General features: G+C 65.3%; 12 protein-coding genes. 7 read left to right on the forward strand and 5 right to left on the reverse strand.

What is annotated here, in order from left to right; genetic code table 11:
• Nucleotides 1-187 precede the first annotated feature (187 nt).
• From C474_RS20320 to C474_RS22795, 3 genes are all read left to right on the forward strand, one after another.
• Complete coding sequence (locus tag C474_RS20320; RefSeq protein ID WP_008390195.1) at nucleotides 188-1,264, forward strand: TrmB family transcriptional regulator; 1,077 nt, start codon at nucleotides 188-190, stop codon at nucleotides 1,262-1,264.
• A gap of 194 nt (nucleotides 1,265-1,458) precedes the next feature.
• The gene (locus C474_RS20325; RefSeq protein WP_008390196.1) at nucleotides 1,459-2,061 is read left to right on the forward strand and encodes a HalX domain-containing protein; all 603 of its coding nucleotides are present in this window, start codon (nucleotides 1,459-1,461) and stop codon (nucleotides 2,059-2,061) included.
• 202 nt (nucleotides 2,062-2,263) lie between these two features.
• Nucleotides 2,264-2,407, forward strand: coding sequence for a DUF7503 family protein (locus C474_RS22795; RefSeq protein ID WP_169330575.1), 144 nt, complete (start codon nucleotides 2,264-2,266; stop codon nucleotides 2,405-2,407).
• On the opposite strand, the gene C474_RS20335 is transcribed toward C474_RS22795, so the two are convergent.
• The 3 genes from C474_RS20335 to C474_RS20345 form a co-directional block, all read right to left on the reverse strand.
• Nucleotides 2,408-4,573 (reverse strand): hypothetical protein, encoded by a 2,166-nt coding sequence (locus C474_RS20335; RefSeq protein WP_008390201.1) that lies wholly within the window; start codon nucleotides 4,571-4,573, stop codon nucleotides 2,408-2,410. It lies immediately after the preceding gene.
• Nucleotides 4,574-4,640: 67 nt separating this feature from the next.
• Nucleotides 4,641-5,423 (reverse strand): DUF7504 family protein, encoded by a 783-nt coding sequence (locus tag C474_RS20340; RefSeq protein ID WP_008390202.1) that lies wholly within the window; start codon nucleotides 5,421-5,423, stop codon nucleotides 4,641-4,643.
• A gap of 107 nt (nucleotides 5,424-5,530) precedes the next feature.
• Complete coding sequence (locus C474_RS20345; RefSeq protein WP_049917250.1) at nucleotides 5,531-5,977, reverse strand: universal stress protein; 447 nt, start codon at nucleotides 5,975-5,977, stop codon at nucleotides 5,531-5,533.
• Between the two features lie 171 nt (nucleotides 5,978-6,148).
• On the opposite strand from C474_RS20345, the gene C474_RS20350 reads away from it, so the two are divergent.
• Nucleotides 6,149-7,627 (forward strand): GntP family permease, encoded by a 1,479-nt coding sequence (locus C474_RS20350; protein WP_008390206.1) that lies wholly within the window; start codon nucleotides 6,149-6,151, stop codon nucleotides 7,625-7,627.
• Nucleotides 7,628-7,782: 155 nt separating this feature from the next.
• On the opposite strand, the gene C474_RS20355 is transcribed toward C474_RS20350, so the two are convergent.
• Together C474_RS20355 and C474_RS20360 are read right to left on the reverse strand one after the other, a co-directional pair.
• Nucleotides 7,783-8,934: a pyridoxal phosphate-dependent aminotransferase gene (locus C474_RS20355; protein ID WP_008390208.1), complete on the reverse strand. Its 1,152-nt coding sequence runs from the start codon at nucleotides 8,932-8,934 to the stop codon at nucleotides 7,783-7,785.
• Nucleotides 8,931-9,419, reverse strand: a complete 489-nt coding sequence (locus tag C474_RS20360) for an Lrp/AsnC family transcriptional regulator (RefSeq protein WP_008390209.1) — start codon at nucleotides 9,417-9,419, stop codon at nucleotides 8,931-8,933. Before C474_RS20360 ends, C474_RS20355 begins: the two co-directional genes overlap by 4 nt.
• Before the next feature lie 798 nt (nucleotides 9,420-10,217).
• Between C474_RS20360 and C474_RS20365 the strand changes: the two genes are divergently transcribed.
• The 3 genes from C474_RS20365 (at nucleotide 10,218) to C474_RS20370 (ending at nucleotide 13,232) form a co-directional block, all read left to right on the forward strand.
• The gene (locus C474_RS20365) at nucleotides 10,218-11,615 is read left to right on the forward strand and encodes an arylsulfotransferase family protein (protein WP_008390210.1); all 1,398 of its coding nucleotides are present in this window, start codon (nucleotides 10,218-10,220) and stop codon (nucleotides 11,613-11,615) included.
• A gap of 106 nt (nucleotides 11,616-11,721) precedes the next feature.
• Complete coding sequence (locus C474_RS22455) at nucleotides 11,722-11,880, forward strand: hypothetical protein (protein WP_160166854.1); 159 nt, start codon at nucleotides 11,722-11,724, stop codon at nucleotides 11,878-11,880.
• 107 nt (nucleotides 11,881-11,987) lie between these two features.
• A complete protein-coding gene (locus C474_RS20370) occupies nucleotides 11,988-13,232 on the forward strand; it encodes a glycoside hydrolase 5 family protein (RefSeq protein ID WP_193363666.1) in 1,245 nt (414 codons plus the stop codon).
• Nucleotides 13,233-13,254 lie beyond the last annotated feature (22 nt).

Consider the following 13,254-nt stretch of genomic DNA (forward strand, 5'->3'; position numbering starts at 1 on the left):
ACCGGCTGCTCTTCCCCGCCTTCCTCCGCCCGCCGACCACACCGGCGGTGTCCCCGTCTCGAAACGGACCGTTCGAGGCTCGACGCCGTGGTTCACCTCTTCCCGCGTTCACGCTGACTGTGTTACATCTCCTGTAGTGGTCCTCCGGAACAATGATGATTAATGCGGTTCAATCACGACGGAGTGCATGAACTCCACGGAGTTGCGTGACGCCCTCGAGGACGCGGGGCTCTCGCAGTACCAAGCGGAGGCGTACAACACCCTCCTGCAGTTAGGCACCGCCAGCGCCACGGAGTTGGCCGACGCCTGCGCGGTCCCCACCGCGCGCATCTACGACGTGCTCAGAGACTTAGAAGCGAAGGGGTACATCGAGACGTACGAGCAGGACAGCCTGCACGCGCGGGCGTGCGACCCGGAGACCGTCCTCGACGACTTCCGCGACCGCGCGACGATGCTGGAGACGGCGGCCGACGAGATAGAGGACCGCTGGGAAGAACCCGAAGTCGACCGGCACATGCTGAGCATCGTCAAGCGGTTCGACACGGTGCTCCAACGCGCCGCGTCGTTCATCCGCGACGCGGAGAACGAGGTGCAGTTGTCGGCGACGCCCGAACAGTACGAGAAGCTCCGGCCCGCACTCCGGGAGGCGTACGAGAACGACGCCATCGTGAAGGTGTCGCTGCACACCGACCCCGACGCCGACCCCTCGGCGTTCGACGTCGCCGACTTCGAGGGCGTCGTCACCGAGGCCCGCCACCGAACGCTGCCGACGCCGTTCGTCCTCCTCGTCGACCGGACCGGGACCTGCTTTGCGCCCCACGCGAACTCGCTGAACCAGTACGGGGTGTTGGTCAACGACTACACGCTCACGTACGTCTTCCACTGGTACTTTCAGACCTGTCTGTGGGAGGTGTGGGACGTCGTCTACGCCGAGGGGGACGACGACCCGCCGTTCGTCTTCGCCGACATCCGTCGGTGTGTCCGCACCATCGAACCCTCCTTCTCCGCGGGGGCGACCGTCCGCGCGTCGGTGACGGGGTTCGACACTGCGACCGGCGCGGCCGTCGAGCTCTCGGGAGACATCGTCGAACTCCACTACTCGGGCGCGGCGGAGACAGACGGGACGCCCGCCCTCTCGCAGTTGGCCGGGCAGGTGTGTTTCACCCTCCGAACCGACGAGGGGTCCTACAGCGTCGGCGGTTGGGGGGCCGTCCTCGAAGAGGTGGAAGCGACGCGCGTGACTATCACCGGCGTGGTGGAGTGAGCTGTTTGCGCTCGCGTATCATTCCGTGCGAAATAGGCCGAAACATATAAATCTAAGTAGTTGCGAACTTCTGACTGAATATCCATGTGGACCGGAACCAATACGTTCACGTCAGACGGAATAAGGGGTATCTTGATATGCCCACGCGATTCATTCGATGACGTGCGTGTTCCGGGAACACCACGGACATACAAATGAGTGCTGACCAGCCGCTCGTGCTCATCGTAGAAGATGAGCCGGACCTCGCCGACCTGTACGCAACGTGGCTCAGAGAGAACTGCCGTGTCCGCGTCGCCTACGGCGGTCACGAGGCGCTCGACCAACTCGACGATGACGTCGACGTCGTCCTCCTCGACCGCCGCATGCCGGACCTCTCCGGGGACGAAGCCCTCACCGAGATACGGAGCCGCGGCTTCGAGTGCCGCGTCGCTATGGTGACGGCCGTCGAACCGGACTTCGACATCGTCGCCATGGGATTCGACGACTATCTCGTCAAACCCGTCTCGAAAGAGGCGCTCGAAGAGACGGTCGACAACCTTCTCCTCAGGAATTCCTACAACGACGGCGTGCAGGAACTGTTCTCGCTCGCCTCGAAGAAGGCGCTCCTCGAATCGGAGAAGGAGGCGGCCGCTTTGGAGGAGAACGACGAGTACCGCGAACTCGACGCGCGCCTCTCTGAACTCCGCGCGAACCTCGACGAGACGCTCCGCCAGTTCGACGAGGAACGCGACATCGCCGCCGTCTACCGCGATCTCGGTGATACCTCCGCGTTCGAGGACCTCGAAAGCGAGAACTGACGAACTCCCGGTCGGCACTCTCCTCGCAGCATCTTACTCCGAGTGACGACGTTCTCCCGGCGAGAACGGTCGTACGACGATTATATTCTCTCTGACTACGTCTCCGTATTTCTTTATAAAAATGCCCGACTAAATTGATTTAATTTAGTATCAGATGTTCTCGAAAATATTCATTTATGGCCGGGTCTATGCACTATACGTCATGTCCGAAGATGACGCGAACGCTGTCGCACAGTACCTGACCGAACACCCGCGCATGATGGGCGTCCTGTTTACGGCGCTGCTGTTGCTGTCGCAGGCGGGCTCCGTTGCGGCGGGGAACCATGTCGCGATTAACGGCCCGTAACTACAGCTGACTCAGCTCGAGATTGTTACTCCAGTAAAAGGTGCCATTTTCGAAGACCGGAATCACTTCTGCGGCGAGAAAATCCCGTAGCTCGTCGTGACTGACGGTGAACGTATCTGCAACGCCCGACGAGAGATAGTACGAAGAATCGCCCGTAATCATGGGTTTGACTATTGTCCCGAGTTCGTAGCCGGCTGCAGTATAGGTGTGATAACGGAGACTGACTTCGCTCTCGCTCTTCGATTCGATATCGATGGAATTCGGGATCGCCCCTTGAACTTGTGCGATGGGGTGTCCTCCATCTCCGACGACCAGATAATCGCTATCTGGAACGTTCGTCTCACTGGCTATCTCTAAGGCTGTCCGAATCGGGAACCCCCTATTAAGCAACCGCGCGAGCATCGATCCGACTTCGACGGCGCTGCAGTTGATCACGTCGTCGAGCGTCACGATGCCCGCGATGGCGCCCGCGTCGATGAGGTGCATCCCCTGCTCGTACGACCGGCAGGCGTTGAGCAGGAACGCGTCCATCCCGACGTCGGTCAGCGACGAGGCGTCCAGCGTCCCGTCTGCACACTGGAAGCCGTCGCCGTCGATGTGGCCGATGTAATGGAAGAAATCGGTCTCACTGGCGAGCGCGTCGCGGAGTTCCGCCCGCGTCAACTCGTACTGCACCTGCACGTCGAACGGGAGCGAGTCGCGCGAGCCGTACACCGTCTCCACGTCCTCCCGTTCGTCGGCCATCTTGGGGTCGTTGCAGACGACGGTGATTCCGATGTCGCCCTCCGTCGGCGACCGATACAGCCGGTTGCGGTACGCCTGCAGGGAGGCCTTACTCGCGCCGATGGGAGTCCCTTCCCCGACCCACGCCTGCTCGAGCGAATCGGTCTCCTCGGGCTGGACGTACGTCCGTTCCGGGAGCGGGGTCGTTCCAGCCGCACTTCGAGTGAAGTCCTCGCCAGAGGCGACTCCGTCGACGCCGGCCGACGAGGACCGCAGGAAATCGCCGACCGCCGCTGCTTGCGTCTCCGAACTCGCGGCCGGTTTCGCCCGGGGAGTCCGGACGATGGCGAGGTCGTTCGCCACGAACGGCAGGAGTTCGACGTTGTCCGGCGTCGGCGTCACGTGCGTCGTGAGCTTCCACTCCGGGACGTGGTCGGCGACGGCGTCGTAGGGCACCCGCAGGTAGGCGGCGACCCGTTCGGCCAGCGACCGGTGGTATAAGTCGGCGAAGTCGAGGTCGAGCCGCTCCTCGACCGCCCGACGCTCGTGAAGGTCGACCTGGTAGTACCCCTCCGTGCGGGTGAGACAGTCGAGGAAGAACGTCTGTTTGAGGGCGCGTTCGACGGCCCGTTCGTAGCCCGCTGCCGTGTCGAGGTCGTAGGTGAAGCCGTCCTCCGTCCGGAGTCGCGGCGTCTCGCCCTCTACGACGGTGGCGCCGAGGTAGTACGCCAGCGGCGCGGCGACGTACACGTGTCGGTACGTCGCCGGGAGTTCCAACGTGACCCCCGTCTCGGGCGCGGTCATAGTCGGCGGCGCGCGGAACGTCTCCCCCCGTTCGATGAGAGGCGGGTGCCCCCGAAGCGTCGGGTACGACCGCTCGGGCGAAGTCGTCTTCAGCGCCGACCCGAGCAGCGACACCGCCCGCATCATCGACCGCGGGTCGTCCGGGGTCGTGATGGTCGCCGCGGGGCGTTTGTGGTGCGAGCGCGCGCCGACGAGCACCTCCGCCTCCTCGCCGAACGAAAGCGTCGTTCGCTCGGCGTCCGAGCGAATCGTCAGCGGCGCGGTGACGCGGACGTACGTCTTGACGGGCGCGAACAGTTCCAGGCTGTACGTCGCGCGCGGGAACGACTCCGAGGCGTAGTGTTCGGTCTGACCCAGCATCTGCCCCTCGTCGTCGCGGACGCAGACCGAGACGACGGACTGGAGGTCGAGGCTGTCGGTGCGGAAGCGAACGGCGGCGTCGGCCGGAAACCAGAACGAGTCCGGGTCGGCCGGTTCGGGGTCGAGCACCGAGGGCGTCGACAGCGCGAACTGGTGACGCTCTATCGGGTCGGTGACGAGAATCCCGTCGCCGCCGGGGACCGGTTCGAGCGAGAGTTCGAGGTGCGTCTCGGGGGTCGTGAGCGACCAACTCTCAGGATTCTCGAACCGTTCCATCATCTCCTCCGTCGTCGTTTGCGAGCAAAAGCGTGTTGGTCGGTCGCACTCGACGCGCTGACTCCGCGGGTCATTCCAGCGTGAGCCAATCCGACGAGAGGTTGCGGTCGCGGAAGTGCCAGCGCTGTCGCAACTGGGTTCCGTCGAGACAGAGTTCGACCGTCGCGTCGAACAGCGGTTCGAGCACGCGAACCGCCTCGTCGTCGCGCTCGCGCGGGAGCCAGAAGTGCGCCATCCCGTCGACGGCGCGGACGTGGTTCGCGAGGATGTGTGCGAACCGGAATCCGGTCTCGAGGTCGTACTCGGCGAGGATGACCGGCAGGCAGTCGAACGCGACCCGGAGTTCCGCCGGGGTCAGTCCCCCGGCGATGGCGTCGAACTGCTCGACGGTCTTCGTCACTTCCGCGCCCAACTCGGTCACGTCCCCATCGACGCAGTGGGCGACGGGGTCGCCTCCGGCATCGGTGTCGGCATCCGACTCCGACTCCCGGTTCGAGTTCGTCGCCGTCTCCGGTTCCGCCGGTGAGACGGTCGAAGTCTGTCCGCTCGACGCGGCCGCGGACCCCCGGGACGGGGCGGCAAACCGAACGATACGGGTCCACTCGGGGGTCCGGCGCTCGACCCCATCCAGCCGCGAATCCCGCTCGTCGTCGGTGGCGTTCGTCACGAGGAGACGACGCCTGGGCGCCGCGTCGCCGTCGCCGAGCATCCGCACGGACACCTGTCGGTAGACGTCTGCGGGCACCGAACCGACGATCAGAAGCGCGCTTCCGCGCTGTTTCAGACCGTCGAGCGCAGCGGCGAGCCCCGGCGCGTCTCCGGGCGCGCCACCGGCCCCACCTCCCTGATCCATTCGTCTTTACTCACGCAACCATCCCAAATAATACTTTGTGTATTTGATGAGTTTCTGCACGCGAGTGTCTATCCGTGCGTGTCACCCGCACGGAGCGGGAACCCCGGTTAGGCGGTGAGGACGGTTACAGGACCCTCGAACTCGAGGATGACCCGCTGGGTCGCGTCGCCGAACAGGGCTTTCCCGGTCGGGGACCGCTGTCGTCCGGCGAAGAAGACGTGGTCGCAGTCGTACGCCTCGGCGGCGTCGAGAACTCCGTCGGCTTTGTCGCCGACCGAACTGGTGACCTCGTACTCGACGTCGAACGACGCGAGAACTTCCTCGCCGAGATCGCGCGCGAACTCCGCCGCGCCCGCCCGGGCCTCGCCGGGCGTGTACTTGCCCGAGGCGTTCGAGAGCGACTCCATCGCCTTTCGGCGGGCGCTGTACTCCTCGTCGGTGGTCGCGTGGACGAGGACCAGTTCGGCGTCGACGCCCTCTGCGAGACTTCCCGCCTCGCGGAGCAGGTCCTTCGATGCGTCGGTCGGTTCGACGACGGCGAGTGCTCGTTTCACGTTCACCCCGTCCACGTCGAGGATCATAAACGCGGGGCCGGTTTCGACGACCCCCACTTTCGATAATTAAAAATATCGAAATGATATAAAATATTCCTCAGTATCTATTGGTACATATTTTGTAATGGAAAATATTTTCAACGGACGTGGGTGACATCTATCGGAACTCACATGGCAATCGAATTCGCACACAGCCCGCTTCTGGCGTTCATCGTCGGGCTCATCGTGGTCGTGTTGTTACTCGTCGTCTGGGACCTTCCGGCGTTCGTCGGCCTGACCATCGCCGCGTTCACGGTCGGACTCGTCAACGCCGCCTTCGTGCCCGACTTCTCGCTGGCCGACGCGGCGACGCGGACGGCGACGGCGTTCGGGAACGGGATGGCCGGCATCGGTATCCCCATCCTGATGGCGGCCGTCATCGGCAAGGCGATGCTGGAGGCCGGGTCCGCACAGCGCATCGTGCGCGGCTTCCAGTCGGTTCTCGGCGAGGACAACTCCGACATCGCGCTGTGGGGGAGTAGTACCGTCCTCGCGATTCCCGTCTTCTTCGACAGCGTCTTCTACCTGCTCGCGCCGCTGGCCCGTTCGATGCGGGCACGCCGCGGGAAGGACTACGCGCTGTACATCGTCGCCGTCGGCGCCGGCGGAGCGACGGCTCACGTGTTCATCCCCCCGACGCCGGGTCCGCTGGCCGTCGCCAGCGAAATCGGCGTCAACCTCGGGATGACCATCGCCGTCGGCGTCGCCGTCGCCCTCCCGGCGGCGACGATGGCCGGACTCGTCTACGGTCGCTGGATAAACCGACGTCTCGACATCCCCCTCCGCGACGCGATGGGGACCTCCACCGAGGAGCTGATGGAGCGTGCGAACCGCTCCTCCGAGAACATCCCGGGCGTCTTCGAGTCGGCGCTCCCGATACTCCTCGCCGTCGTCCTCGTCGCCTCCTACACCGTCGTCGACACGTTCCAGTCCTCGTACCCGATTCTTCAGAGCATCAGGCCCGTCGTGGCCTTCATCGGCGACAAGAACGTCGCACTCACTATCGCGGCTATCGCGGCGGCGCTGACCTACCTGCGGTGGTCCGAACTGACGCGCTCGCAGTGGGAGGACGAACTGACGGAGGCGCTGAANGCTATCGCGGCGGCGCTGACCTACCTGCGGTGGTCCGAACTGACGCGCTCGCAGTGGGAGGACGAACTGACGGAGGCGCTGAAGAGCGGTGGTAACATCGCGGCTATCACGGCGATGGGCGGCGCGTTCGGCGCGCTGTTGGCCGCCTCGGGAATCGGTTCCTACATCGCCGGCAGTCTGGAGGGTATCGGCATCCCGCTCATCGTGACCGCGTGGCTCATCGCCGCCATCGTCCGCATCGCGCAGGGGTCGGCGACGGCCGCGATGCTCACCACCGCGGGCATCATGGCGCCGCTGACCGGTCAACTCGCCGTCCACCCGGCGTACCTCGTGATGGCCATCGGCGCCGGCGGGAACATCTGCTCGTGGTACAACGACTCCGGATTCTGGCTCGTCAAGGAGATCGGCGGTCTCACGCAGGCGGAGACGCTGAAGACGTGGACGGTGCTGACGACCATCATCTCGATCACCGGTATCGTCGCCGTGCTCGCCTACTCGACGGTGCTCCCCCTCGCGTAGGCCGGCAGCCGTCCGAATCCTCTTTTCGACCGATTACCAGCGCACGTCGTCGCCGACGCGGAACCGCTCCACGACGAGGTGGTTCAGTGCGACTCTCCGCGTCTGCATCCGCGGCGCTCGCGGTCTCTCGAAAAATCGATATCGCGACCGGGGGTTTACTCTCGCACGAACGATTCGATGCGGTTCAGCGCCGTCTTCAACTCCGACATCCCCGTAGCGTAGGAGACGCGGAGGTGACCCTCGCCGCCCTCGCCGAAGACGCGACCCGGTACGAGGGCGACGCTCTCCTCTTCGAGCAAGGCTTCCGCGAACGCCTCGTCGTCCTCCCACCCCGGGGGACACTTCGGGAAGACGTAGAAGGCGCCCTTCGCCTCGAAGCAGTCCATCCCCAGTTCGTTGAACCGCGAGATGACGAACCGCCGCCGTCGGTCGTAGGCGCGGCGCATGTCCTCGACGGCGTCGTCGCACGCCTCGATGGCCTCCAGGGCGGCGTACTGCGCCGTCGTCGGCGCCGACAGCATCGTGTACTGGTGGATGCGATTCATCGCGCCGATGACCTCCGAGGGACCGAGCGCGTAGCCGAGGCGGAACCCCGTCATCGCGTAGGCCTTCGAGAAGCCGTTGAACACGACGGTTCGCTCGCGCATCCCCGGTATCGTGGCGATGGAGGCATGGTCGTCTTCGTATCTGAGCGCCGCGTAAATCTCGTCGGAGAGGACGAACAGGTCGTGTTCCTCGACGAACTCCGCCACCTCGGCGAGTCCGTCCTCGGACATCACCGCGCCCGTCGGGTTGTTCGGGTAGCAGAGGACCAGAGCCTCGGCGTCGGCCGCGCCGGCGCGTTCGAGGTCCTCGTACCGGAGGGCGAACTCCTCTTCGGCGCGCGTCCGCACCGGCAGGGAGTCCCCGCCGGCGAACGAGACGGTCGGCGTGTAGGAGATGTACGACGGTTCCGGCACCGCGACGGTGTCGCCGGGGTCGACGAGGGCGCGCATCGCCAGGTCGACGGCTTCGCTCGCGCCCGCGGTGACGAGTATCTCGTCGTCCGGGTCGTAGTAGTGGTCGTATCGCTCGACCCGGTCGGCGATGGCCTCCCGCAGGTCGCGGCGCCCGCGGTTCGACGTGTAGGAGGTGCGACCGCGTTCCAGCGAGTCGATGGCGGCGGTCCGGGCGGCCCACGGCGCGGAGAAGTCGGGTTCCCCGACGCCGAGGGAGATGACGTCGTCCATCTCCTCGGCCACCTCGAAGAAGCGCCGGATACCGGACGGCGGCGTCTCTTGCGCGCGCGTCGAGAGGTGACGGCTCATGGCGAGAACGTGAGTCGGTCGTCCTCGTCCGTATCGCCCATCTCGATGCCGCGTTCCTTGTACGTCTCCATGACGAAGTGCGTCACCGTCTGGGTCACCTCCGGAATGGGGGCGATGCGTTCGGAGACGAACTGCGAGACGTCGTGCATCGACTTCCCCTCGACGTCGACGGCGAAGTCGAAGTCGCCGGAGACCAACCGGAGCGAGGACACCTCGGGGAACTTGGCGATGCGGCGGGCTATCTCTTCGTACCCCGTCTCGCGGTCGAGTTCGACGTTGAGTTCCAACTGCGCCTGCACGTGCTCTTCGTCCACGCGGTCCCAGTCGACGACGGCCTGGTAGCCGCGGACGACGCCCTCCTCTTCTAACTCCGTGAGGAGCGTTTCGACCGCCGCCGCGTCGAGGCCAGTCTGCCGGGCGATGTCTTCTGGGCTCTCGCGAGCGTCTCGCAGCAACAGGTCGAGCAGTTCCCGCTTGTCGTCCATACTACGGGGTTGCGGTCCCCCGTGAAATGATTTGCTCACGGCGCAAGCTTGGGGTCGAGGGTGGCGTGAACCGGATACCGCGATACGAAAACGGGATTTTGGAGGGCTGTGCGGATGCGGACCGGCGGCGTCGCTCCGACGTGGGGTCGTCGACTCCGTTGAAATCTGCGGGCGCTGACAATTCGTCGAGGCCGTGCTGAATAGAGGGCGCGAATCGGTCGGTGACCAGCACCCAATCTGAGAGAGTCGAATCGCTCAGAACAGCCCACCTTTTTTACTTCGTCGGGTCGCGCTCCGCGCGACCACTCCTCGCAAAAACCTGGACGAAAAAAGACCGACTCCGCCGTCAGAGACGGCTCCATCGGAGAACCGCTCGCTTCCTGCGGTCGCTCCCGGATGCTCACTACGCACACTTCTACTGAACAGCTGCATCACACCCTAAGGCGCGAAACGAACAGCAATTCACGGTTGAATACACCCTCTAGTCAGACATCCATTCTATCACTTTTGAGAGGTATGAACAGAGCCGGGTCGTTCGCATCCCTTCCGGCGAACGCGGACGACCCTCGGCGAAACCTGTCAACTCCGCGGGCCGGCGGGCGCGTGTCGAAAAAGTATTTCGGGCGGAGCGCACCCGACTACACGTGATACGAAAGAGAACGGCGCGCGGTTCCGAGCGGTCCGGAAACCCGCCGGACCCGTCCGAGACGTCGCCGTCCCCGCCGATTCGACCGTCGAGACAGCGCTCCGACACGACGGCCGTGACGCATATGAGTGTCGACCGCAGTCTGTACGCATATGGTCTCTAAGCGGGCCGTTCGCGCCTTCTTCGCCGTGGTCCTCTGTCTGTCCGCCGCCGGAGTCGCCTTCGGGTACGCCGCCGGGTCGTCGGGCAGCACCTTCGAGAGTCACATCTCAGAGGGGACCGTCGACGGGAGCGAGCAGGTGGTCCCGCCGCGGGACGGTATCACCGTGGTCGCCACCGACTCGAACTCCTGGCGCGGCCGGGCCAGCGAGGGACCGCGGGCGAGAGCGGAACTCGTCGCGTTCGCGCCGAACGGGACGACGCTCTACTACAACGACACCCACACGCGCTACTGGGACGTCGACCCCGTGCCCGGGACCGAGGCGACGGTCGAGTACATGTACGCCGACCATCTCGAACCCGACCAGTGCCCCGCCGAGTGGAACCTCTCGAAGCGAGGGGTGAGCCAGGAGAAGTGGGACCGCTACCAGTCCGGCCGCTCCTCGGACGCCTGTACGCGAAACGGTTTCGAGCGCGTCAACCTCTCCACGGGCGAGACGACCGAGGTGTGGAACCGCGTGACGCCGGGTAAGGAGGCGACGCGGTACCACGACGCCGACCGACTGAACGAGACGCACCTCGTTGTCGCCGACATCTACCTCGACCGCGTGTTCGTCGTGGACACGCGCGACGGGCAGACCGAGTGGACGTGGAACGCCAGCGAGTCGTTCGCCCCCGACAGCGGCGACGACTCCCCGGGAGATTGGACCCACATCAACGACGTCGAGATACTCGACGACGGCCGAATCATGGTCAGCGCCCGGAACCAGGACCGCGTCGTCTTCGTCGACGAGAACGGTCTGGACGAGAACTGGACGCTCGGCGCCGAGGACGACACGAGCGTCCTCTACGAGCAGCACAACCCGGACTACATCCCCGAGTCGCGCGGCGGTCCGGCGGTGCTCGTCGCCGACTCGGAGAACAACCGCGTTATCGAGTACCAGCGGACCAACGGCACGTGGGAGCAGTCCTGGCACTGGCGCGACGGCCGCATGCAGTGGCCGCGCGACGCCGACCGCCTGCCGAACGGTCACACCCTCATCAGCGACTCGAACGCCAACCGCGTCTTCGAGGTGAACGAGGACGGCAAAGTCGTCTGGCGCGTCGACATCGCCTTCCCCTACGAGGCGGAGCGACTGGGGACGGGCGACGAGAGCGCCGGCGGACCGAGCGCCGCGTCCGCCAACCTGCAATCGAAGGACCCGAGCCTCGCTGACCGGGCGTCCATCCTCGTCAAACAGATCGTCCCCGGACGGTACCTGAACGGGCTGATGTACATCACGCCCGTCTGGATGGGCCTGCCGGAGATACTCGCGACGCTGCTCGCCGTCGTCACCCTACTCGCCTGGGGCGGGGCGGAGGCGGCGTGGCGGCGACGAGGCGGAGCGTAGCGTAGCGGGAACTGAGGACGACTGACAGCGAGTGCGGCCGGCGACAACGCATAACGGACGGCACCACGATACCGATGACAACGACGATGACCGACCGAGGAGGACGATGACGGGCGGCGCGACGGACCGCACGACGAACGGTGCGGCCAAGAGCGGTGCGCCGCCGACGCCGGGCGCGCGTCGACCGCAGCGACGCCCCGGACGGACCGACGGCGGAGACGGCGACGACAGCGGAAACGACGACTCACACTGGAGCACGCAATGACACGGAACACGCGACGGAGGTTTCTCCGATGGTGCGCGGCGAGTGGTATAGCGGGCCTCGCGGGTTGTTCGTCCCTCGGGTTCGACGACTCGGGCGACGACAACTCCGTGACCGAACTGAGCGACGAGGTGGAGACGGCGACGGCAACCGACGGGGAGGCAGCGACCCCGCCGGAGACGGCGACGCGGGACGTCACCGTCGCTCCCGACACCGACGCTCCCGTCGACGTGCGCGGGGCCATCTACATCCCCGCCCGGGCGTTCAACTTCTATCAGATGTGGCGGGACTACGACCACGAGATAACCGACCGCGACCTCGGCTACGCCGAGGAGGTGAACCTCAACGCGATTCGGACGTGGGGTAGCTACGAGTTCTGGAAGGAGGATCCCGAGGGGTTCTTCGAGGCGTTCGAGGACCTCGCGTCGACGGCCGACGACCACGGCATCCGAGTGCTCATCGGCCTCTTCGAGGGCATCGGCAACCAGCCCACGCGCGCGAACCTCGAAGACGAGGACCTGATGACCGCCACCGGCGTCGCCTCGCCGTCGAACAAGGTGTTGAGCGACCGCAGCCGCTGGGAGGACACTCGGAAGTTCACCCGGCAGTTCATGGACCGCTACGCCGACGACGACCGGTTGCTGGCCATCGAGGTGATGAACGAACCCGGCTGGAACTCCCGGCGGGTGGCGTTCTCGAAGGCGATGTACGAGACGATGTGGGAGATGCGCGGGTCCGTCCCGCTCACCATCGGCGCGACGAGCATGGCGAAGAACGCCAAGTACGCCGACTGGAACCTCGATCTGTTCCAGTTCCACTACAACTTCCCCACGACGCAGGAGGATTTCCGCGACGCCCTCCGACAGGTGGTGACGCTCGACGAGAACATGGACCAACCGGTGATGCTCACCGAGTGGCAGCGCGTCCGGTCCGGCGCGGGGTTCCACACGGCCCCGCCGCGCGAGCAGCGGACGCCGGACTACGCCTCGATGGCGCCGACGATCACCGAGATGGGCGTCGGAAACTTCTTCTGGTCGTTGATGCTCCAGCCGGCGTACTTCTCCTCACAGCGGGAGGTCGGAATCCTCAACGGACTGTTTCACGAGGACGGCGCCGTCTGGAGTCTCGAAGACGCCCGAGCCATCAAGGCGATGTCCGGCGAGGACTCCGTCGAGGGACTCGAGGAACGTCAGCTATGGCCGAAGTGGACCGAACCGATAAAGCAGGAGGTGTACGGCGAATCCGTCGGCACGGAGACGCCCGAGGAGTCGACGGCGGACACGCCGACCGAGGCCGAAGCCGAAGACGAGACGCCGAGCGGCGATTCCGAGAGCGCCGAGGCGTCCGACGCGTAGCCGTCCCTTTTCGGTCTCGCGT

Origin of the sequence: Halogeometricum pallidum JCM 14848, from assembly GCF_000337095.1 — an archaeon.
GTDB lineage: Archaea > Halobacteriota > Halobacteria > Halobacteriales > Haloferacaceae > Halogeometricum > Halogeometricum pallidum.

Coding starts and splice junctions, on each gene's coding strand:
- C474_RS20325 (WP_008390196.1), top strand. CDS start 1,459: ATGAGTGCTGACCAGCCGCTCGTGCTCATCGTAGAAGATGAGCCGGAC.
- C474_RS20340 (WP_008390202.1), bottom strand. CDS start 5,423: ATGGATCAGGGAGGTGGGGCCGGTGGCGCGCCCGGAGACGCGCCGGGG.
- C474_RS22795 (WP_169330575.1), top strand. CDS start 2,264: ATGTCCGAAGATGACGCGAACGCTGTCGCACAGTACCTGACCGAACAC.
- C474_RS20335 (WP_008390201.1), bottom strand. CDS start 4,573: ATGATGGAACGGTTCGAGAATCCTGAGAGTTGGTCGCTCACGACCCCC.
- C474_RS20355 (WP_008390208.1), bottom strand. CDS start 8,934: ATGAGCCGTCACCTCTCGACGCGCGCGCAAGAGACGCCGCCGTCCGGT.
- C474_RS22455 (WP_160166854.1), top strand. CDS start 11,722: ATGACGGGCGGCGCGACGGACCGCACGACGAACGGTGCGGCCAAGAGC.
- C474_RS20360 (WP_008390209.1), bottom strand. CDS start 9,419: ATGGACGACAAGCGGGAACTGCTCGACCTGTTGCTGCGAGACGCTCGC.
- C474_RS20365 (WP_008390210.1), top strand. CDS start 10,218: ATGGTCTCTAAGCGGGCCGTTCGCGCCTTCTTCGCCGTGGTCCTCTGT.
- C474_RS20320 (WP_008390195.1), top strand. CDS start 188: ATGAACTCCACGGAGTTGCGTGACGCCCTCGAGGACGCGGGGCTCTCG.